This window comes from Pseudanabaena sp. SR411, from assembly GCF_002251945.1.
GTDB lineage: Bacteria > Cyanobacteriota > Cyanobacteriia > Pseudanabaenales > Pseudanabaenaceae > Pseudanabaena.
Genome location: NZ_NDHW01000255.1, coordinates 1 through 21,602, shown reverse-complemented (window position 1 = coordinate 21,602; position 21,602 = coordinate 1). Strand labels below are relative to the sequence as shown.

18 protein-coding genes are annotated in these 21,602 nt (G+C 43.2%); 14 read left to right on the top strand and 4 right to left on the bottom strand.

Going from position 1 to position 21,602, the window contains the following annotated elements:
* Positions 1–100: 100 nt before the first annotated feature.
* From hemL to B9G53_RS25920, 3 genes are all read left to right on the top strand, one after another.
* Complete coding sequence (hemL, locus tag B9G53_RS25930) at positions 101–1,408, top strand: glutamate-1-semialdehyde 2,1-aminomutase (protein WP_094536365.1); 1,308 nt, start codon at positions 101–103, stop codon at positions 1,406–1,408.
* Between the two features lie 181 nt (positions 1,409–1,589).
* Positions 1,590–2,216, top strand: a complete 627-nt coding sequence (locus B9G53_RS25925; protein ID WP_094536308.1) for a hypothetical protein — start codon at positions 1,590–1,592, stop codon at positions 2,214–2,216.
* A 143-nt stretch (positions 2,217–2,359) separates the two neighbouring features.
* Complete coding sequence (locus B9G53_RS25920; protein WP_094536307.1) at positions 2,360–2,938, top strand: hypothetical protein; 579 nt, start codon at positions 2,360–2,362, stop codon at positions 2,936–2,938.
* A gap of 45 nt (positions 2,939–2,983) precedes the next feature.
* On the opposite strand, the gene B9G53_RS25915 is transcribed toward B9G53_RS25920, so the two are convergent.
* Positions 2,984–3,541, bottom strand: coding sequence for a pentapeptide repeat-containing protein (locus tag B9G53_RS25915; protein ID WP_254923820.1), 558 nt, complete (start codon positions 3,539–3,541; stop codon positions 2,984–2,986).
* A 220-nt stretch (positions 3,542–3,761) separates the two neighbouring features.
* The gene (locus tag B9G53_RS25910; RefSeq protein WP_094536306.1) at positions 3,762–4,214 is read right to left on the bottom strand and encodes a DUF29 domain-containing protein; all 453 of its coding nucleotides are present in this window, start codon (positions 4,212–4,214) and stop codon (positions 3,762–3,764) included.
* Positions 4,215–4,575: 361 nt separating this feature from the next.
* On the opposite strand from B9G53_RS25910, the gene B9G53_RS25905 reads away from it, so the two are divergent.
* The 7 genes from B9G53_RS25905 (at position 4,576) to B9G53_RS25875 (ending at position 14,579) form a co-directional block, all read left to right on the top strand.
* Positions 4,576–7,290 (top strand): valine--tRNA ligase, encoded by a 2,715-nt coding sequence (locus tag B9G53_RS25905; RefSeq protein WP_094536305.1) that lies wholly within the window; start codon positions 4,576–4,578, stop codon positions 7,288–7,290.
* 134 nt (positions 7,291–7,424) lie between these two features.
* Positions 7,425–8,246, top strand: a complete 822-nt coding sequence (gene larE, locus B9G53_RS25900; protein WP_094536304.1) for an ATP-dependent sacrificial sulfur transferase LarE — start codon at positions 7,425–7,427, stop codon at positions 8,244–8,246.
* Between the two features lie 774 nt (positions 8,247–9,020).
* Entirely contained in the window at positions 9,021–10,088 is a 1,068-nt protein-coding gene (locus tag B9G53_RS28815) for a septal ring lytic transglycosylase RlpA family protein (protein WP_254923819.1), read from the top strand.
* A gap of 225 nt (positions 10,089–10,313) precedes the next feature.
* Positions 10,314–11,891, top strand: coding sequence for a bifunctional pantoate--beta-alanine ligase/(d)CMP kinase (locus tag B9G53_RS25890; RefSeq protein ID WP_094536302.1), 1,578 nt, complete (start codon positions 10,314–10,316; stop codon positions 11,889–11,891).
* The gene (locus tag B9G53_RS25885; RefSeq protein ID WP_254923818.1) at positions 11,888–12,499 is read left to right on the top strand and encodes an LptA/OstA family protein; all 612 of its coding nucleotides are present in this window, start codon (positions 11,888–11,890) and stop codon (positions 12,497–12,499) included. The genes B9G53_RS25890 and B9G53_RS25885 overlap by 4 nt, the downstream gene beginning before the upstream one ends.
* Before the next feature lie 94 nt (positions 12,500–12,593).
* Positions 12,594–13,322, top strand: coding sequence for an LPS export ABC transporter ATP-binding protein (gene lptB / locus B9G53_RS25880; RefSeq protein ID WP_094536301.1), 729 nt, complete (start codon positions 12,594–12,596; stop codon positions 13,320–13,322).
* Positions 13,323–13,391: 69 nt separating this feature from the next.
* Positions 13,392–14,579, top strand: coding sequence for an LptF/LptG family permease (locus tag B9G53_RS25875; protein ID WP_094536300.1), 1,188 nt, complete (start codon positions 13,392–13,394; stop codon positions 14,577–14,579).
* A gap of 27 nt (positions 14,580–14,606) precedes the next feature.
* Here the strand turns inward: B9G53_RS25875 and B9G53_RS25870 are convergent, their stop codons facing one another.
* On the bottom strand, positions 14,607–15,185 hold the full coding sequence (locus B9G53_RS25870) for a Uma2 family endonuclease (protein ID WP_094536299.1): 579 nt from the start codon (positions 15,183–15,185) through the stop codon (positions 14,607–14,609).
* Between the two features lie 88 nt (positions 15,186–15,273).
* Positions 15,274–15,915, bottom strand: a complete 642-nt coding sequence (locus tag B9G53_RS25865; protein WP_094536298.1) for a hypothetical protein — start codon at positions 15,913–15,915, stop codon at positions 15,274–15,276.
* 340 nt (positions 15,916–16,255) lie between these two features.
* On the opposite strand from B9G53_RS25865, the gene B9G53_RS25860 reads away from it, so the two are divergent.
* The 4 genes from B9G53_RS25860 (at position 16,256) to B9G53_RS25845 (ending at position 21,371) form a co-directional block, all read left to right on the top strand.
* Positions 16,256–18,481 (top strand): GAF domain-containing protein, encoded by a 2,226-nt coding sequence (locus B9G53_RS25860; RefSeq protein ID WP_094536297.1) that lies wholly within the window; start codon positions 16,256–16,258, stop codon positions 18,479–18,481.
* 48 nt (positions 18,482–18,529) lie between these two features.
* Positions 18,530–20,176 carry a YARHG domain-containing protein gene (locus B9G53_RS25855; RefSeq protein ID WP_094536296.1) on the top strand — a complete coding sequence of 549 codons (1,647 nt, stop codon included), beginning with the start codon at positions 18,530–18,532 and terminating at the stop codon, positions 20,174–20,176.
* Positions 20,177–20,364: 188 nt separating this feature from the next.
* Positions 20,365–20,793 (top strand): hypothetical protein, encoded by a 429-nt coding sequence (locus B9G53_RS25850; protein WP_094536295.1) that lies wholly within the window; start codon positions 20,365–20,367, stop codon positions 20,791–20,793.
* Between the two features lie 116 nt (positions 20,794–20,909).
* A complete protein-coding gene (locus B9G53_RS25845; protein ID WP_094536294.1) occupies positions 20,910–21,371 on the top strand; it encodes a hypothetical protein in 462 nt (153 codons plus the stop codon).
* The last annotated feature ends 231 nt before the right edge of the window (positions 21,372–21,602 follow it).

The following is a 21,602-nucleotide window of genomic DNA, read 5'->3' as shown; positions in this document are numbered from 1 at the left end:
GGCGCACGCAGCATGTGCGCCACAGGTTTTGGGGATTTATATTTAATTGCACCTAGCTACTTATGGACTCACAAACCCTCAAAATCTTTGTTAAAAAATGATTGCGAATTTATCTACCTTTAAAACAACAGCATCTCAAGAAATTTTTGCTAAAGCCAAGGAGCTAATGCCCGGCGGCGTAAGCTCTCCCGTGCGAGCCTTTAAATCAGTTGGTGGTGAGCCAATCGTGTTTGATCGCGTAAATGGTGCTTATGCATGGGATATCGATGGCAACAAATACATCGACTATGTTGGTTCATGGGGACCTGCGATCGTCGGACATTCCCATCCTGAAGTCATCGAAGCACTACATAAAGCTCTCGAAAAAGGTACAAGTTTCGGCGCTCCCTGCGTTCTTGAAAACCAACTTGCCGAAATGGTGATCGAAGCTGTACCTAGTGTTGAAATGGTGCGTTTTGTGAACTCTGGTACAGAAGCCTGTATGTCAGTACTGCGGCTGATGAGAGCTTTTACAGGTCGTGACAAAATCATTAAGTTCGAAGGCTGCTATCACGGTCACGCGGATATGTTCTTGGTCAAAGCAGGTTCAGGTGTCGCGACCCTCGGCTTGCCCGATTCCCCTGGTGTACCTAAATCCACAACAGCGAATACCCTCACTGCTCCTTATAACGATCTGGAAGCAGTCAAAGCCTTATTTGCGGAAAACCCCGATCAAATCTCTGGCGTAATTATTGAACCAGTAGTCGGTAATGCTGGCTGTATTGTGCCTAAAGATGGATTTTTACAAGGTTTAAAAGAGCTTTGTCAGGCAAATGGTGCTTTGTTAGTATTCGATGAAGTGATGACAGGATTCCGCCTTTCCTACGGTGGCGCACAGGCTCGTTTTGGCGTTACTCCTGACTTGACCACAATGGGCAAGGTCATCGGTGGTGGTTTACCCGTAGGAGCTTATGGTGGGCGCAAAGATATTATGTCGATGGTTGCTCCTGCTGGCCCCATGTATCAGGCTGGAACATTGTCGGGTAACCCTTTGGCGATGACCGCAGGTATTAAAACCATGGAAATCCTCAAACGGACTGGTTCCTATGAATATCTCGAACAGATTACCAAGAAATTAGCCGAAGGTATGTTGGCGATCGCCCATGAAACTGGACATGCTGCAACGGGTAATATTGTTGGGGCGATGTTCGGGATGTTTTTCACTAGTCAACAAGTCTATGACTATGAAGATGCCAAAACCAGCGACACAGCTAAGTTTGCTAAATTCCATCGGGGAATGTTAGAGCATGGCGTTTATCTTGCGCCTTCACAGTTTGAGGCTGGTTTCACATCCCTTGCCCATACTGATGCTGATGTGGAGGCGACATTAGCCGCGACTCGAGCCGTATTGTCGCAAATTGCCGCTTAAAACAATTTTGATGAGATGGGCTTTACTCATCTCATCAAAAATTGTTCATCTTGTAACAGCTTTCGCAAAAAGTCATTTACAATGTTGGTTAATTATTTCTAGGCTGATTCGCTTAAGCTCATTTCGCAAGTCAATTCAGCTTAGAACATCAAAGCATTGAAATTTCTCCTACACAAATCTGATGCTGACAGAAAACTCAACTGCTAGTACTAAATCTAATAATGGTAATTACAACGGCTCTCCTGCGCCTTTACCAAGAGCCGATTACTACATGAGCTTACACAAAGAGCTAGACCATCTTGAAGAAATGGTGCTGGAAAGTGGCCCTCGCGTGATGGGTCATACCGTCATCGATGAAGAAAAACTATGTCAGCAAATTGATCGCGTGAGATTGTCTGTACCTGAGTCGATCGCTAAAGCCGAAGAGATCCTGCTCTACAAACAAGATTTAGTTGCCGAAGCCCAACAATACGCTGAGGATTTGATTAAGTCGGCTGAGCTAAGAGCAAGTCAGCTATTAGAAGAGTCAGTAATAATTCTTCAAGCGGAGCAGGAAGCCAGTCAAATTCGTCGCGAACTCCAAGAGGAATGCGAACAGGTGAAATCGCAAACCCTTAATGAAGTTAACCAAATGCGCCGTCAAGCCCAAAAAGATCTCGATTTATTGCATCAACGGGTAACGGGTGAAGTCCAAGATATGCAGCGGGGTGCTGATGAATATAGCGATCGCGTGCTAGGCAATCTGGAATCTCAGCTAATCGACATGATCAAAATTGTGCAAAATGGACGCAAGGAGTTACGACTATAGTAAGCACTCCTCGATTTTTGATTGGAAATTAAGATGGCGATCGCGGTAGATAAGCAAAATAAATCAGATCTCTTTGAGCAGAAGTTATGGAAAACTAACGAAGCAAGCTAAAATCTACGTCTTAGAGCCAATATATTTGTGTCATGAGAAAATTTGCAGCGCGATCGCTAATTACCCTTGCAGCTATGACCACCGCAATGTTAGCTGCGTCAATATCTGTGCGATCGCAGACCAAGCCAAACACAATGCCAAGCGCAACACCAAACACAACAACGTCAGTCGAGATCTCGCGACCAGAGAAACCAGCAATTCCTTCAAGCAAAAAAGCTAGTTTCGTAAAAATGTTTGAAGATATCGCGATCTCGCCGAAATTTACCCCAAAGGAAATCGAACTGCGGGGCATTAGTGGTGGCGGAGTCGAAACTCAAAAAAAATCAGGACGTAAAGTAACCGAGACAGGCGACTGCATTGGTTTTGTTGACGCAGAACCCGATCACAAAATCACCCTTACAAAACCATTTCGTTCTCTAAAAATGCAGGTCAAAAGCTCTGGCGATACAATTCTGCTAGTGCGCGGACCTGGGGGCAGTTGGTGTAGTGATGATGTTAGCGATCGCAACCCAGAAATTGGCGGCGACTGGCTAGCAGGAACTTACGAAGTATGGGTTGGCTCCTACGAAGAAAACACCTCTTTTCCTTATTTACTTCAACTTACCGAGTAACCATAAAACAATTATGGGCGGCGCTTCGCGCCGCCCATAATTAAATTAAATTGGACAACCTAAAGTTTGGCGGCTGTCATTTTTGGTGAATGGATGCGTACCACTCGCGATCGTACAAAGATATAAACGAGTGCGATCGTCCAAGTTCCGCACGCCACTAAACTCTGTATCCGCACAGGTTCGCAAGTTCTTGAAGATTGCACCACGTAAATTTGTCCCACGTAGATTAGACCCCTTCATAATTGAGCCTGTAAAATCCGCTTCTATCAAATTTGCTCCACTAAAATTAGTGACACTGAGATTAGCCCGAATAAATTTACTATTAGAAGAGTTTGACCAAGTTAAATTTGCCCAGCTTAGGTCTGCATCCGAAAAATTGGCTCCCCTTAGTAAAGCACCTCTCAGGTTTGTCTCAATCAAGTTAGCCCCTGTCAAATTTGACTCAATTAAATTAGCACTACTGAGGTCAGCTTTATTCAAGGTCGAGCCACGCAAATCAATACCAATCAAGACAACGCTGCGTAGTTGAGCGTTGCTAAGATCTATGTTAGAAAAGTTACGTTGTCCCTGTCTGTATAGTTCCAACAGTTGCGCGACTTCCAAAGCGATTACTCCTAACAAAATGATATTGCTTAATTATCTTGAGTTGCTAGCAATAAAAATATAGCGATCACAGGCAACTAGCAAATTTATTTGACAATTTCGGTCTGGGCTAAAATTTTAGCTTACTTTAAGCTTTCACCTCAAGCCAAACTCTGAAAGTCAGAGTATAACAACAAGCTAACAAATAGCGGCTATTCAGTGCGATCGCTATTCCCAAAAATCAATCCCAAAAATCAACATTGAGCATTGTGTCGATATCGCGACCAAATTGCCATGTATCTGGGAATTGGTAGTCAGGATATTCAATCTTGATCCGCTTTAAAGAATTTTCAAAGCAATCATCAAACATTTTTAAGAAGTGCCGTTTCAGACTGGGAGATTGCCGAATCAGCTTATTAATATCTCTACGTTGATCAAATATTGTCAGCAACCAGCCTCTATAGCATTCAGGCATATCTACATAGCATCGTTTGAGAATATGCTCGATTAATCGCTCTAATCTATGCTCAATCTCACGCTTGTTACTGCCTGACAAACCCTCTAACTCCTCTATTAAATTTTCGACATCAAGATTGTGAAAGTCACCCGCCTTCAATTGGGCGATCGCAGTCTCTAGCCATAGATCAAGATCGCGATCGTACAAAGATAATGATGGTGCAATTGCTTGAGTCATATTGCCTCATTTGATTTTTAGTTACAAATTCTATATGAATAGCATTAGGACAGATTGAGCTACTCCCTTCCCAGTCTACAACTAGACATTAAAACCTTAGTGATGCGGCGCTTCGCGCCGCATCACTAAGGTTTTAATGTCGCTTCTATGAATACCATCAGGGGCTTTCCTATGGTCTGGGAAACACTATAAGATATAAGCTAAATATAAACTTTAATTACAGCAATTTCCGAGTAGCCGAACCAAGAGATTTTTAGAAAGTGTTGCTTTGCAACACTTTCTAAAAATCTCTTGGTTCGAGTCTGAACGCAAAGTGCTGTAAGTTGCCCATTACTTTTGTCTAAATTTTCAGTAACCTGCTATGAGTACGACCGAACTTCCTAAACAATATAATCCTCTCGAATCTGAAGCCAAATGGCAAAAATATTGGGAGGAAAGTGGCGTATTTGTAGCTGCCAGCGAAAGTGAAAAAGAACCCTACTGCATCATGATTCCGCCACCCAATGTCACGGGTAGTTTGCATATGGGTCATGCTTTTCAAGAGGTATTAATCGATATCCTGATTCGCTATCATCGGATGCGTGGGTTTAATGCCCTGTGGTTGCCAGGTACAGATCATGCCAGCATTGCTGTGCAGACGATTCTCGATAAACAGATCAAAGCTGAAGGCAAAACCAATCAAGAGATTGGACGCGAGCAGTTTTTAGAGAGAGCATGGAAATGGAAAGCTGAATCGGGCGGTACGATTGTTTCGCAGTTGCGGCGCTTAGGTGTATCCGCCGACTGGACTCGTGAACGCTTCACGATGGATGAAGGCTTATCGAATTCGGTAACCGAAGCTTTTGTCAAACTCTACGAGGCTGGTTTGATTTATCGGGGCGAATATCTAGTTAACTGGTGTCCCGAATCACAATCCGCCGTATCTGATCTAGAAGTTGATAGTAAAGAAGTAAATGGTCACCTTTGGCATTTTCGTTATCCTTTAGCCGATCGCTCTGGATATCTAGTGGTTGCGACTACCCGACCAGAGACAATGTTGGGTGATACGGCTGTGGCTGTCAATCCTGAAGACGATCGCTACAAGCATCTAATTGGCAAGACAATCTTGTTACCAATCATGAATCGCGAAATTCCGATTATTGGCGATCAATATGTAGATAAAGCCTTTGGCAGTGGTTGCGTCAAAATTACCCCTGCCCATGACCCTAATGACTTTGAGATGGGTAAACGTCATCAGCTTCCACTGATCAATATTCTCAATAAAGATGGCTCGATCAATGAGAATGGCGGCGAGTTCCAAGGACAAGATCGCTTTGTAGCGCGTAAAAACGTCGTAGTAAAGCTCGAACAATTGGGCTTATTAGAAAAAATTGAAGACTATACCCATACTGTTCCCTATTCAGAACGGGGTAAAGTGCCTGTCGAACCATTGCTTTCAATTCAGTGGTTTGTGAATATCAAGCCGCTTTCAGACTTTGCGCTTGAACAATTTGATAAGCAGAACTCGCCCACCTTCGTACCCGATCGCTGGGGAAAGGTTTACCGTGATTGGCTAATTCGTCTTAAGGATTGGTGTATTTCCCGTCAACTATGGTGGGGACATCAGATTCCTGCGTGGTATGCCCCTGACGGCACAATTTTTGTAGCACGGACTGAGGCTGAGGCATATGCCCAAACTAAAGCAAAATTTGGTGAAGATGTAACTTTAGAACGTGATCCAGATGTACTCGATACATGGTTCTCGTCAGGTTTATGGCCATTCTCGACTTTGGGCTGGCCAGAGCAGACACAGGACTTGGAGACTTTTTATCCCACAAGTGTGCTAGTTACTGGGTTTGACATTATTTTCTTCTGGGTCGCACGGATGACGATGATGGCAGGCTATTTCACGGGCAAGATGCCTTTTCACACGGTCTATATTCATGGACTGGTGCGAGATGAAAATAATCAGAAGATGTCCAAATCCAAGAATAATGGCATTGATCCATTAGTTCTCATTAATAAATATGGAACTGATGCATTACGCTATTCGCTTGTTAAGGAGGTAACAGGCGCAGGGCAGGACATTCGCCTTGACTACAATCGCAAAACCGATGAATCAACAACCGTAGAGACAGCCCGAAACTTTGCCAATAAGCTTTGGAATGCTTCACGATTTGTGATGATGAACCTCAACTTGGAGCGTGGCGGAGCCATGCTCCAAGTTGAGAATTTAGAACTTGCCGATCGCTGGATTTTGTCGCGTTACTACCAGACGGTTTTGCAAGTGCGTGAACAACTTGATGCCTACAGCATGGGCGAAGCAACCAAGAGCCTGTATGAGTTCTTCTGGGGTGATTTCTGTGATTGGTATATTGAGCTAGTTAAGTCACGTTTACAGGAAACTGCCGACGCTACTTCTCGCGCTACCGTGCAGCAAACCCTTGCCTTTGTCCTCGATGGGATTTTGCGCTTATTGCATCCGTTTATGCCTCACGTCACTGAGGAAATCTGGCAACTACTTACCTACGGTACAAGTGAGCCATCGAGCGATCGCCCAGTGCTCGCGATTCAGCCCTATCCTGAAATTGACACCACCCACATTAATGAAGAATTAGAAGAACAATTCAAGTTAATCATTGGCACAATCCGTACTATTCGCAATCTCCGTGCTGAAGCTGAGATTAAGCCTAGTCTGAAGGTGAAAGTAATTTTACAATCCGACAGCGATCGCGAAAGAGCATTACTAGAAGCAGGACAAAGCTATATTCTTGATTTGGCAAGGGTCGAAGATTTGGCAGTTGTGGCAACCGTCGATGAATCAGTGACCGAAGAGGCGATCGCAGGTGTTGTTGGCACGGTACAGGCGATCGTGTCGCTAGTCGGTGTCGTCGATATTGCCCAATTAATTGCCAAGTTAGAGCGTAGTCTCAAGAAACTAGAAGGGGCGATCGCTTCTAGCCAAGGTCGTTTAAACAATGAAGGCTATATCAAAAAAGCTCCCCCTGACGTGGTGGCAACTGCCCGTGCAGAATTGGAAGAGTCTTTGAAACAACAAGAGATTCTCAAAGCACGTCTAGCTCAGTTGCAAAAATAAATTAGTGATTCCCTAGATCTGCCTGCCCAGATCTCCGACTTTTTCTTTGCAGCCAAAGATTACTTGTGTTAGTCAAAGAAAAAGTCGGAGATCTCAATCTCTCAGCAACTGCAAGTAATAATTAATTTATTGAGATGTTAAACGCTACCCTATCCGACAAGCTCGATCGCCTACGTCAAATATTTAATGAGTCATCACAAGTAGTAGTTGCCTATTCAGGTGGTATCGATAGCACCCTTGTCGCCAAGATTGCCTTTGATGTTTTGGGTGATCAAGCTTTAGCCATTACTGCTAACTCCCCCTCATTATTACCTGCCGATCTTGCTGCGGCTCAAGTACAAGCGGAATTTATGGGACTCAAACATCAAATCGTCCAAACCGATGAGATGAATAACCCCAACTACACCTCCAATCCAATTAACCGTTGCTATTTCTGCAAAAGTGAACTACACGACACGCTCAAGCCATTGGCGAAAAGCATGGGCTATAGCTATGTCGTCGATGGCTTAAATGCTGATGATTTGCAAGATTATCGACCAGGAATTCAAGCAGCAAAAGAACGTGGCGTGCGATCGCCTCTTGCCGAAGTGGGGATTAGCAAACTCGAAGTCCGTATGTTATCGCAATATTTAGGAATGCCTTGGTGGGATAAGCCTTCGCAACCATGCCTCAGTTCGCGATTTCCCTATGGTGAAGAGATTACAATCGAGAAATTACGTCGCGTAGGCAATGCCGAACAGTATCTACGCGATCGCGGCTGGAAAGGCGATATCCGTGTGCGATCAATGGGCGATACAGCAAAAATCGAAGTTTCAAGCGATCGGCTGCTCGAATTTATGAACTTTATGGCGATCGCGGATCTGACTAAAACCTTCCGTGAATATGGATTTAGTTCGATTACCTTGGATTTAGAAGGCTTTCGGAGTGGAAAGCTGAATGATGCGATCGCGAAATAGCCCCCAAAAAGAGTCTGCTTGAAGTGCAGACTCTTTTTGGGGGAAACATTGTGATTTTTTGAAGATTTTTGAAAAAGTTTCTGTTGATTGATTAAAAATTCTTATACTTTGTCTTTAAATGTTTTGCTTAACTTCTTAGTTATTCTGAGCCAGTTACGATTTTTTTAACGCAAAAATCTAAATTTAGTTTAAATCGAACATATTTATCAAAATAATTCTAAATAGTTTCTATAAATTGGGTTTTAGTATCTACCTTTAGATTGATTTATTACTATTTCTGACACTTTATTTCTGAGATCAAGTCTTCATAAGGTTTACATACGAACAAAACTCAAGAGTAATTGTCAACTAAACTGAAATTTTCTTGTATATTGAGGCGTTATGCATATAAAACTTGTTTGACAGCAAAAATACCTACTTCTAAAGACATACTTTTATGGATATTTTTTTGTGACTATTGGCACAAAGTTCCATTTTTATAAAGAATTCTAATGAGAAAGAAGCAAAATTTCGATTTTCAACAAAAAAGATAGCCTCTAAGCTTTTCCCAGTAAGGATTTGAATAGCAAGTTATTGCCATTTTGAATAACCATGTTAATCTGATCAACGAGGACAAGATTATTAATGTTTTGTTCCTAATTAGCGAAATTGCTTTTCAGTAGTTTTGTCTGTAATCACTTAACAGTCGAGCTTTTATCAATAATTTAGTCGTTTATCTTCTTTTCTGCTTTACCTATGCTTAATTGGAACTGGAGCTACACTCTCTCTACCTCAGTGGTAGCTCTTGCTATCGTCTCAAGTCTTGCTAGCCATAGCGCACAGGCTCAAACAGGATCTCAACTAGAAGTCAAAGCTACTAATGCATCTTCTCTATCCAACCCTGCTAATTCTTTAAAGGTTGGAGAAACGCGATCGCAGTCTTTAACTAGAACTAAAGATGATTCGATCGCTCGTATCCATACCCATAAACTAAATGGCAAAAATGCTGCCACAGTCTATGTTCGTGGTATCCCTGTAGTTACTTATATTGAATCCGAAGAATCTGCAAAATCAGCTTCAGAAAATACTGCAAATACTTCGTCAGGTTCATTAAAAACTAAAGGCGAAACTAAAAAGAACTCAGAATCAGTTAAGTTACCAGCAAGTACTACTGACTTAGAACCTAGTAACTCAGATAGCCCTGCCAAATCAGCAGATGATAGTTCTGAAAACCTGCTAACTTCAGCTAACCCTGTCGAAAGAGCTACCGCCGCCGCCGCCTTGATTAATCAACTTAATCGTGATGGTATTGACGCAAATAAAATCATCCCAGCTTGGAAAAATGGCAACTACGTGATCAAATTAGGCGATCGTGCCATGTTGAAATTTGATCAGCAAGCAGTTTTCCCAGAATCCTTACAAAATCAAACACAGGATGTTTTAGAGTCCGCAAATCTGCTGCGCCGACTCCTTGGTGGTGCTAATCCTGTACTTGAGGTTGTCAATGCTCCCAAGACTCAATTTGCGACTAGATCATCCTTGACCCCAGCATTAAATAATCGCATTGTGGGCGTAATGTCTGGCATGGCTTCATGGTATGGACCTGGCTTTGATGGAAACTACAGTGCTAGTGGGGAAATCTTTAATGCTAGTGAGTTAACTGCCGCGCATCCTAGCTTACCCTTTGGTACTTTGGTAAGGGTTGTGAACATGGATAATAATCAGTCTGTAGTAGTACGCATTAATGATCGCGGTCCCTATGCCCATGGTCGAGTGATCGACATTTCCACAGCAGCCGCTAGTGTCATTGGTCTAATTTCTTCTGGGGTTGCTCCCGTCAGACTCGAAGTATTGTCTAAGTAACCAGCAATTCTCATTATGAAACCGATTTTGGTGTTTCCATCGCCAAAGGCGATGGAAACACCAAAATCGGTTTTTTGAAAGCCGATTTTTATAATAAGAATTGTGCTAAACACCAAAAAGAGAGTGCTTTGCACTCTCTTTTTGGATGATCAGTTATAAAAAGCATAGTCATCTCCTACCTGAGACGGCTATGCTTTTTATGGTGATTTCGTTGAGGTTGATTGCTTGACACAGCTATTTACTACGATCGCTTCTTTGCGTAATTACTTAAAGACCCAAAAAGCACAACAGTCCTTAGGACAAGTATCTATTGGGCTTGTACCAACTATGGGGGCTTTGCACATTGGACATTTGAGCCTAATTGATCGGGCCAGAACTGAAAATGCTTGCGTAGTTGTCAGCATTTTTGTCAATCCTTTGCAATTCGGGGCAGGGGAAGATTTTGATAAATATCCGCGCACATTAGATCATGACTTCCAACTTTGTGAAAATGCAGGAGTTGATGCAATTTTTGCGCCAGATCCTCAAGAGATGGGCATAAATGACATCAGCAAAATCACCCAAGTAATCCCGCCACCCGCAATGACTGAGATTCTATGTGGGCGATCGCGGGTTGGACATTTTCAAGGTGTCGCCACAATCGTGACCAAGCTCTTGAATGCAGTACAGCCTGATCGAGCTTATTTTGGTTGCAAAGATGGACAGCAACTAGCGATTATTCGAAAACTGGTAGCTGATTTAAACTTGCCTATGGAGATTATTGGGTGTCCGACGGTGCGCGAACCAAGTGGATTAGCCTACAGTTCTCGTAATCAATACTTGTCTATCAGCGATCGCGTTTTAGCAGCCCATATTTATCAAGGCTTAATCCAAGCTCAACAGCAATTTTTTCTTTGCTATGAACTTTGTTATCCAGACCAAATTATCGAAGCAGCCCAAAATTATTTAGCGAAGCTACCTGAAATTAATCTAGAGTATATTGAGTTAGTCGATGCCAAGACCTTGCAACCATGTACTCAAATTACTTCTGAAGCAGAGTTAATGCTGGCGATCGCGGCTCGAATTGGAAATACACGCTTGATCGATAATATTTTGCTGAGTCATACTATCACCCCTAGAAAACCGATCATTGCGATCGATGGGCCCGCAGGTGCGGGCAAATCCACGGTTACCAAACAAGTTGCCAATAAATTAGGTTTGTTGTTTTTAGATACAGGCGCTATGTATCGTAGTGTTACCCTTGCTGTGTTACGCGAAGGTATTGATTTACGAGAGCAAGACAAAGTGCAAGCGATCGCCGCCAACTCAAAAATCCAACTATTTGCGAATCCAATCGCAGGTAAGCCGATGCAGGTGCTGCTCAATGGCGAAGATATCACCACCGAGATCCGCACCCCTGAAGTTACCGCCAATGTTTCCGCGATCGCCGCCCAAGCCGCTGTACGTGAAATTTTGGTAAAGCAACAACAATTGATTGGGCAGACAGGCGGTGTGGTCATGGAAGGGCGTGACATTGGAACCCATGTATTTCCTGATGCTGAAGTTAAAGTCTTTTTGACTGCCTCAGCAGAGGAACGCGCCAAACGTCGGCAAGCCGATCTGATCGCACAAGGTCAAGTTGCGCCCGACCTCGCTACCCTTGAGCATGAAATCCAAGAACGAGATCGCAAAGACTCCACTCGCGACCATTCACCCCTAACTCAGGCGGTCGATGCAACTTTAGTCAACACAGATGGTCTAACTATAGAAGAAGTGGTCGCAGCCATTGTAAATTTGTATGAACAAAAGGTACAAAACCTATGAAGCCATTAAGCATGATTTACCAATCGCTGTTGCAAGGAAAAGGGAAAAAGGAAAAAGGAAAAATTCATAATCAATCACCAATTACTAAATTGTTTTTAATTGCAATTCCAATTTTGGCGATCGCTTCTAGTTCATTTTCATCGACACAAGCCCAAACTAACACGGCGCTAACAATCCGTGCTGATGTCCAAGAAGCAAACTCAAACACGGGTGTGGTTACGGCAACTGGCAACGTAAAGATGAGCTATCCTGCCCGACAGATTGATGCGATCGCTGAGCAAGCACAGTATTTTTCTAAGGAGCAGCGTGTAGTCTTAACAGGTAATGTGATTGTTACCCAAGAAGGTGTCAATAGCATCAAAGCCCAAACTGTCACCTATCTCGTCAGTGAAGGTAAATTTGTCGCGTCACCACCCGCTAATCAACAGGTCGAAACTATTTATGTAGTACCAGATCGGGATGTTGCTAGTACACCAGCAACTTCAGCAACGCCTGTAACCCAGATCAAACCTGCCTTTAAAAAACAACAAATCAGTCCCCCCACAGCGATAATTTCTCCTGAAAAGTTACAACCAAAACCACAGGAAATTATTCTTGATGATAAGTAGGATCAATTACGAATTACAAATTACGAATTAATAATTCGTAATTCGTAATTCGTAATTATTAATTCGTAATTGCCAACCAACTATCAACTGAGTAATGCAAATCTCCCTCGACAACGTTAGTAAAAACTACAGTGGCCGGCAAGTCGTTCAGCAAGTGAGCCTCACCGTCAAGCAGGGGGAAATTGTTGGACTGCTGGGACCAAATGGTGCGGGCAAAACTACATCGTTTTACATGGCAACGGGACTAATTCAGCCCGATAGTGGCAGTGTCTGGCTCGATCAACAAGATATTACCCGTTTACCAATTCATAAAAGGGCGCGAATGGGCATGGCTTACCTAGCCCAAGAAGCGACCATCTTTAGACAATTATCGGTGCGTGATAATTTGCTATTGGTGATGCAGCAAACCAATGTACCAAAGAAATTACAAGTTCATCGACTGCGTACTTTGTTGGAAGAGTTTCGGCTGACCAAAATTGCTGATACGATGGGAATCCAAGTGTCAGGCGGAGAGCGTCGGCGTACTGAAATCGCTAGAGCGTTGGCGGTTGGGCAAGAAGGACCCAAGTTTATCTTGCTAGATGAACCCTTTGCGGGTATCGATCCGATCGCTGTTAGCGAAATTCAGACCATCATCAAAAACTTACGCGATCGCAATATGGGCGTGTTAATTACGGATCATAATGTTCGCGAGACTTTAACAATTACTGATCGCGCCTATATCATGCGTGAAGGCGAAGTTTTTGCTGACGGTTCTAGTCGAGAATTAGCGGACGATCCTGATGTCCGCAAATACTATCTCGGCGAAAAGTTTCATTTTTGATTATTTTTTGCAACACCTACGGTGTTGCAAAAATAATTAACCCAAAAACCTGTAATCTCGATAAAGGAAATGGCAACCTTACAAACGACTCAACCAAGGAAAAAAGTTACAAACGTGTCGCTAGGATGGCTACCGAGATTGTCGATCATGGATCGCTATTTATTCACGCAGATGCTGACCCCATTTTTGTTTGGGGTGGGTGCATTTTCCTCCGTGATTTTAGCGATCGGCTCTTTATTTGAACTGATTCGCCTGATTACTGATGCAGGATTAAGCGTATTAACAGCGTTTCAGATTTTTGGTTACCAAATCCCAGGCTTCATGGTGTACTCATTCCCGATGTCGATGTTGTTAGCAACATTGCTTTCCTATAGCCGTATGTCAGGCGATGGTGAGACAACGGCTTTACGCAGTTGTGGGGTAAGTGCTTACCGTTTAGTTTTACCTGCGTTGGTGTTGAGCCTATTTGTGACGGGGCTGACCTATGTATTTAATGAGGCGATCGTCCCTGCGGCAAACTGGCAATCACGCAGCACCTTGCGAGCGGCTCTAAATCAAGAGAATGTGCAGTTTAAAAACCAAGATATTTTTTATCAACAATATGGAGAAGTGCCACAGGAAGATGGCACATCGAAGCAAGGATTAGTGCGGAGTTTTTATGCCCGCAGCTTTGATGGTAAAGAGATGCGTGGCTTAACGGTTTTAGACTTTTCGCAAGGACAGCTTCAGCAAATTCTTGCTGCCGAGTCCGCAGTCTGGATTCCTGAGCAAAATGTTTGGAGATTTAGCAAAGGCACAACCTATCTGGTGGGACCAGATGGTAATTACCGCAGTATTCTCCGCTTTGAAGATCAAAATCTGCAATTGCCTCGTGCGCCCCTTGACGTAGCTCAAGAGCAGCGTAGTGCTGAAGAAATGAATATTGCGGATATTCGTCGTAATATCGATTTGCTCAAGCAATCTGGCAATACTAAAGAAATCCGTAAGCTCGAAGTCAGACTTGAGCAGAAATATGCGTTGCCGTTTATCTGTGTGGTCTTTGCGATCGTTGGTGCATCATTAGGAATGCGTCCTCAGCGTACTGGTGCGGCGATCGGTTTTGGCTTGAGCGTGTTAATTATTTTTGGCTATTATCTACTGCTATTTATCTGTGGCGCTTTGGGTCAAGTGGAATTTCTCTCACCGATCGCGGCGGCCTGGATGCCTAATTTAATTGGGATCACGGCTGGCGTGATTATTCTCACTCGTGTTACATAAGAATAGAGGGGGCGCAAAGCGCCCCCTCTATTCTGTTTTCTGCTCAAATTGAATTTGTTGATATAGATCGCTAACTGCTATTTCAACGTTTACGGATTTGAGAAATAGGCGATCGCCCAAACCATATTCAAAAAACACCCATTGCCCCTGCTCATTGCGCTGAAATACTTCTACCATTGGCTGCTCGACTTGAACTAATACATATTCTTGTAAAGTGTCGAACTGGCGGTATTGTGAAAACTTGAATCCACGATCATAGGCTTCGGTTGATGGTGAGAGGACTTCGATAATTAGACAAGGAAAAGCAACTACTAGAGCATCATTGCGATCGCGTTCATCACAGGTAACCACCACGTCTGGATAAAAATATTTGCGTTTGGGTTTTACCTGTACTTTGACATCAGCGATATAGACTTCGCAGGGGTGATCGACGAGGGCATCATCTAAAATTTTAGAAAAGTTAAGTGAGACACGATTATGGTCACGAGTGCCGCCAGCCATGGCGATCACTTCACCATCACAGAACTCATGGCGCATTTCTTGGGTTGATTCCCAAGCGATATATTCTTCGTAGGTCATCAATAAGCGATCTGGTAAAGCAACCATAATTTCCAACAGTAGGTAGTGGTTTATAGATTTAATTTTAACTTCACCGAAAACGCCAAAAGGCAACGCTTCGCGTTGCCTTTTGGCGTTATTTCTTTTTGGTAGATTTGCTCACAGGAACTTCAACGATCGCATCCTCAATTTCCGTTACAGTTTCTTCCTCATCAGCATTCTCTGCAACTGCAACAGGTTCGGGATCAGCAGTAATGTCCCCAGAAGTCTCTACAGCTACACTTTCGACAGGAACCTTAACTTCTGCATTAGGAGACTTAAGAGCTTCATCAAGGACTTGACGTGCATTCTCAGCTTGCGATCGCGCATCGAGAAATTTCATATTAAGCTGAGCAAAGCTTTTGAGGGTTTTAAAACCTTCCTTAAGACTATTGATTTGCTCCTCAGTGACAATCTCATCGCTAAACAAAATATCGATTTGCGATCGCACCTGCATCGCATCAGAACGTAGTTCTTGGACTTTGATTTTGAGTGTGGCAAGATTGTTTAGGACTTGCACGGCTTGAGTTATGGGATCTTCGCGATCTTCAGACATGGAAAGTTCTCTCACTTCGATAAATTGGTCGGGACTAAAGCCATCGGCAAGATCAGTATCAAGTTTGCCTGAGTCCATCAGTTCCATTAGCTCTGCCATCGCCTTTTCACGCGCTTTTGGCGAATCTTTTCCAGCAACGGTCAAGACAACTTCGGGACTCTGGGCAAGGGTATAGCGTGCCATATTTTTTAACTTACATTAGTTTGCAAATAAATAAGCGGTAAACCTATGCAAATCAAGGCTTTTCCAAACTATTTATTGTTGAATTACGATCTTAACTTGTTTTTAGCATGAGAGTTCGCATAGCAAACTCTCATGCTAAAAACAAAAGTTACATCCAAAGTTACGCTTTGTGTCTCATGCGATCGCCAAATCAAGTCCGCTAAGATTCATGGTCTAGATAGAATTATGCCAAAACACAAAACGGCTACGCTGTTTTATGTTTTAAAACCCTTACGGGGTTTAATTTTTATTTTCTATCTGAGTAACGCTAGAACATATTCGGGGATAGTCGTTCGTACCCATGGATTCTACCCTCCTAGATCAAATCCGCCACCTATGCCGCGATCGCGCCGCCTATGAACACCTCAAAGCCATCTTGGTGCAGCAGGAGCGCGTCCATCAACTTAGCTGGGAAGAGCGGTATGAAAAGCTGATCTCAGCACAGTCCACCGAGGCTCCAAACTCAGATATTTTTAGCAATATCATTGCTAGGGAAAAAGCGCTTGCCCAACTTGCTGATGCCATTCAGAGATCGCCATCCTTAGAACTAGTTTTACAAATTGCCGTCCAAGTCGCTCAAAAACTATTGCAGGTAGATCGGGTCGCGATCTTTCGTTGTCATCCTGATGGACGGGGTGAGTTTGTCACTGATGCGATCGCCACAGGGCTAGCATCTTTGGCTGATATGCCCGAAAGACAGCTTTCATTGGCTCGTCACATGATCGAGTCTACCCATACAGAACATTCAGCTCAGACCATTGATAGCATTCGTACTTCTAGCTTGTCGTCTCATATCGTGACGCTGCTGGAACAGATCGGGATTTCATTCTATGCTGCAAATAAGATCTATGCAGGTCAAGAAGTTTGGGGAACTCTGGTGGCTTTTCATGGTAGCGCTTATCATAGTTGGTCAGATAGTGATCGCACTTCTCTATCGTTAATTGCGGCTCAAATTGGAATTGCCATCGCCTTAACTAATTTACGTCAACAGTCTCAGGAGCTAACCGATGATTTACAAACTCTACAGGTTGAATTAGACAATTTACAGCAAACAGTTGTAGAGATTGCTGAGAGAGAGGCTAAGTCAACTATTGCATCAGCAATTTCATCTATTGAACAGATTACTGAGCCAACTATTGCCCAAATCATTCCGCCAATTGCTCAAGATTTAGTTGAAGATAATTCTACTAAATCTGCAAATAATGATTTAGAGTCTAATGATTTAGTTGTTAGTCAAGCAGATCAAGCTTTAGATGAAAAAGAGAGTGAATTAAAAGAACCATCTGTTAATCCAGAAGAGACAGAAGAAATTACAGATTCTAAGACAGATTCTCAATATGTACCAATTCCCCAAAATGGATTGCCACCACTCTTTTTAGCTCCAGACTCTAGTGTGCCTTCCTCTGAAATTGAAGATGAGAAGTTAGATCATAATATTACGCCAGACGAGTTGGCGATCGCTTCTAATCAAGATGATATCTCTGCCGATATTACGCCATTGGAACCGTTGATTGAGTTCGAGAAAGATGATGACATTACCCCATTTGAACCACTGATTGATTTTGAGAAGGTTGTTATTCCTGAAAATATTACACCAGTTGAACCAGCAATCAAGTTTGAGAAAGCTGATATCTCCTATGTAATTATGCCTGATAATCTTAAAGTGATTTCAGTCAGCGAATCAGAATCAGAAGAAGCTGAAACCGCAGCAGTTGAGCGAGAGGAAGTTTCTGTTGCTGAGACAGATAGTTTCCTTACAGAGACTCCTAATCTAGAATCTAGTCCAGAGTTAAATAAAATTGATGAATTAGAAACAAGTCAGTTAGAAGCAAGTGAGCCAGAAAGCACTTCACCTGAAACCAGTTATCTAGAAAGCGCTGAAACTGAAATATTAGATTCACAACTCTCTCAGTCCGAAAATCTAGAACCAGAAAATCTAGAACCAGAAAATCTTGAGTTAGAAAAAGCTGAGTCAGAAGCGATCGCACTAGAAGCAGCAGAACTGCAACCTGTGGAAACAGAGGAGATCATTGCATCTCAATCCATTGAACTAGAACCAGAAACAATTACACCACAGCCTATTCAACAAGAAGATCTACAAGAAACTCAACAGATTGATGTAGATATAACTTTAGGATTAGAGAGGGATCACGATGATGATGAGCCAGCGATCGAGCCACAGTTTATGGAAACGATTTTAGAGATTGCGGGTAATGATCTCAAAGCAAAAGATTTTTTATTGAATGTGATTGACTCGTATTTAGAAGATACACCTCGTCTAGTCCAAGAGATCGACAAGGCTCTTGCCGTGAATGATCAGCCCCGACTATTGCAATCTTTGAATACCTTGCGCTCAAGTAGTGACTATATCGGTGCATTAACGCTTTCCTATCAATGTCGTCAACTCGAATCAGCAGTAAAGGCAAATTATGTAGTGTTGATTTATGCTTGCCTATCACGGGTAGCGATCGAGGCTCAGAGAGCAACTGATGCATTACGCATAGCGCGATCGCACTATAAGTTATAAAGTAGAGGAGCGCGTCACGCCCTTCTACTTTAATTGGTTTACCTGCACATGATTGGCAAAGTGATTAGTGGCAGATATCAAATCATCCAAAGCCTTGGAGGTGGAGGATTTGGGCAGACCTTTTTAGCTGAAGATTTGCAGTTGCCAGACCATCATAAATGTGTAGTCAAACGACTACAACCGACCTCAAACGAGAATTTTGTATGGGAAATTGCGAGTCGTTTATTTGAGACTGAGGCTAGGGTTTTACATAAACTTGGTAATCACGATCGCATTCCGCGTTTGCTAGCGCATTTTGCAGAAGATCATGAGTTTTATTTGGTGCAAGAGTTGGTTGAAGGCTATGACCTTGCTCATGAGATCACCTCCGTTGAGCGATCTGCTGATGGCTATCCAGTAGGGCGAATGAATGAAGCACAGGCGATCGCTTTTTTAATTGATGTACTGGAGATTCTCACATTTGTCCATCAGCAGGGCGCAATCCATCGCGATATTAAACCCGCCAACCTCATGCGTCGGCGCACCGATGGCAGGTTGGTATTGATTGATTTTGGTGCGGTTAAGCAAGTGGGAACGGCGATCGCCGCCTCGACTATTGGCTCTACGGTTGCCATCGGTACGGATGGTTATATGCCCAATGAGCAGGCGATCGGTAAGCCTAGACCCTGTAGTGATCTTTATGCAGTTGGGGCGATCACCATCCAAGGACTGACAGGAGTTGCCCCCAACTTATTATCTGAAGATTTAGAAACAGGCGAATTAGCTTGGCGACATTCTCCAGACCATGCAGCTTTAAAATATCGCGCTCAGGTCAGTGATGAATTTGCCATGATCATCGATAAGTTAGTCAAATATGACTTTCGCGATCGCTATCAGTCTGCCGAGGTTGTATTGATCGATTTACAAAAGCTAAAAGTACCGATCGCGCCAACGCTTTTATCTACGACTGTGCAGACTAATTTTCCAAAATTAACATCGGCTTTTAACCCAAATGATGATGTCGCAACAAAATTTTCGCCAATAGCTGCGCCCAAAGATCATCTGCAATTTGTCCATAAAAATCGGTTAGTACTCATTGCCGTGGGAATCGTATCGGTGATCGCCGTTATCGGTGCGGTGATGTTTCTCCGCCCATCACCTACGATCACAAACGAGGTGAAGATTACCGCTAGCTCAAGTGCCAAATATCTATTTCTGTCAGAACGAGCAATCCGTGATCAAGATTTGGCAGATAAGAGCGCGCTTGAACTAGATATCATGCGAAATGAAGTATTTGCCCGTTATGGTCGCCGTTTTCAAGATCCTGAATTGCAGTCATATTTCAGCAGCCAGCCTTGGTACAAGCCACTATATGCACCTGATCAGTTTCCTGAAGAGCTACTAACACCCATAGAAATGCAAAATGTTACCTATATCCGCGAGTTTCAAAAGCGCACAAACCCCAAATATAGCCCTTCTCAAAATACTGCTAACAATTTGCAAAATCCGCAATGTGACTACACTAGACGTTTAGTCTCCGATCCTCAGCCGCCGATCAATGTGCGTCAGGGTGCGGGAGTAGATTATGCGATCGTGGGTAAACTGGACAATGGCACGCAAATTACCGTGCAGAGCGAAAAGCAAGGTTGGTTGCAAATTTCTGCCCCGATCGCTGGTTGGATTGCAGCTAATCGCACCAAACCCATATGTTTATAAAAAACGAAATGCGCCGCATTTCATTTTTTATAAACATATGGGCGATCGCTGATGTTACGTTTCAAAAACCCAAATAAATGAAGGCGGCGCGAAGCGCCGCCTTCATTTATTTGGGTTAAATCACTGTAAAATTCATTTATGGTCGCACAACGCACCATTATCCAAATTCCACTTATTAGATTGATGCTGTGACAGAAATTTCTGATTGGAGCGATGTAGAAGCTCAACTCAAAGAAACTAGAGAACTATTAGAAGAAATCGAACAGCGTTTTCTACAGGTTCACCGTGACTCGCTCAGACAGCAGGAACTGCTAACCCAACAAGAAGAAATCAGATCGCAAATTCAAGATACTTCAGGCGATCGCGCTCAGCATAATAGCAACTCAAAAATTCGCCGCAAGCCTAATTCTCTCAATGGGCGAGCAACCCCTAGCCCTCATAAAGAAGAGCTACTCAAACAATTACAAGAAGTAGGCGAGCAACTTGAACAAATCGAAGCGAATCTCGAAAGCCGCCTGCTCTCTTGGAGTAGTTTTCGTGAACCATTTTGGCAGATCGTTCGTTTTGTCGGGATTGGCATAATTATCGGCGTAATTTTGAGAAGTTGTGCCAATTAAAAAAATAGATTTGGGCGCAGCCCAAATCTATTTTTTTAATTTTGAACCTTTTGATCGTGGTGCTTGTCAAAACCCTCGTACAGATAATTAAGCCTTCTCACAAAGGGGAAAATCAAATGTTTCGTAATATCAAAAGCTTGTTGGCGATCGCTTGTGTAACCGTAGCAGTTGGAGCCGTGGCAATTCCAAATCTCGTTGCTGCACAAAATACCACTCAAAATAGCACCGAAAAACGCAAACCCCGTCAAGGCGAAGGCTGGAAACAGTTGAACTTGACTGAAGCCCAAAAGACTCAAATGAAGTCTATTCGCGAAAGTGCAAAAGCTCGTAGCCAAGCTGTTTTGACTGCTGAACAACGCGCAATTATGGAACAAGCTCGTCAATCTGGCGATCGCAAGGGTGTACGCAAGTCTCTCAATTTGACCGATGCTCAAAAGCAACAGATGAAGGCGATCGCTGAAGATACTAAGACACAAATGAAGAACGTCTTGACTCCTGCTCAGCAACAACAAGTTGAGCAAATGAAACAACAACGCCAGTCAAATCGCAGCATGATGCGTCAAGGTACTCCTCGCTAGGAAACATAAAAGTGGCGGCGCTTCGCGCCGCCACTTTTATGTCCTACTCCCTTCCCGCTGTAAGGCATGGTAAAATATGAAATAAAAAGACAGTAAAAAAATGAACCAAAACGAAGCGCTTCTGAACAAGCCGTTAGATCTCAAAGATTGGCAGAAGCAGTTCAATCGACATCAACAAGAGTACCTAAGGCATCGATTGGAAGCAATCAAATTACTTTATGAAGGATATAG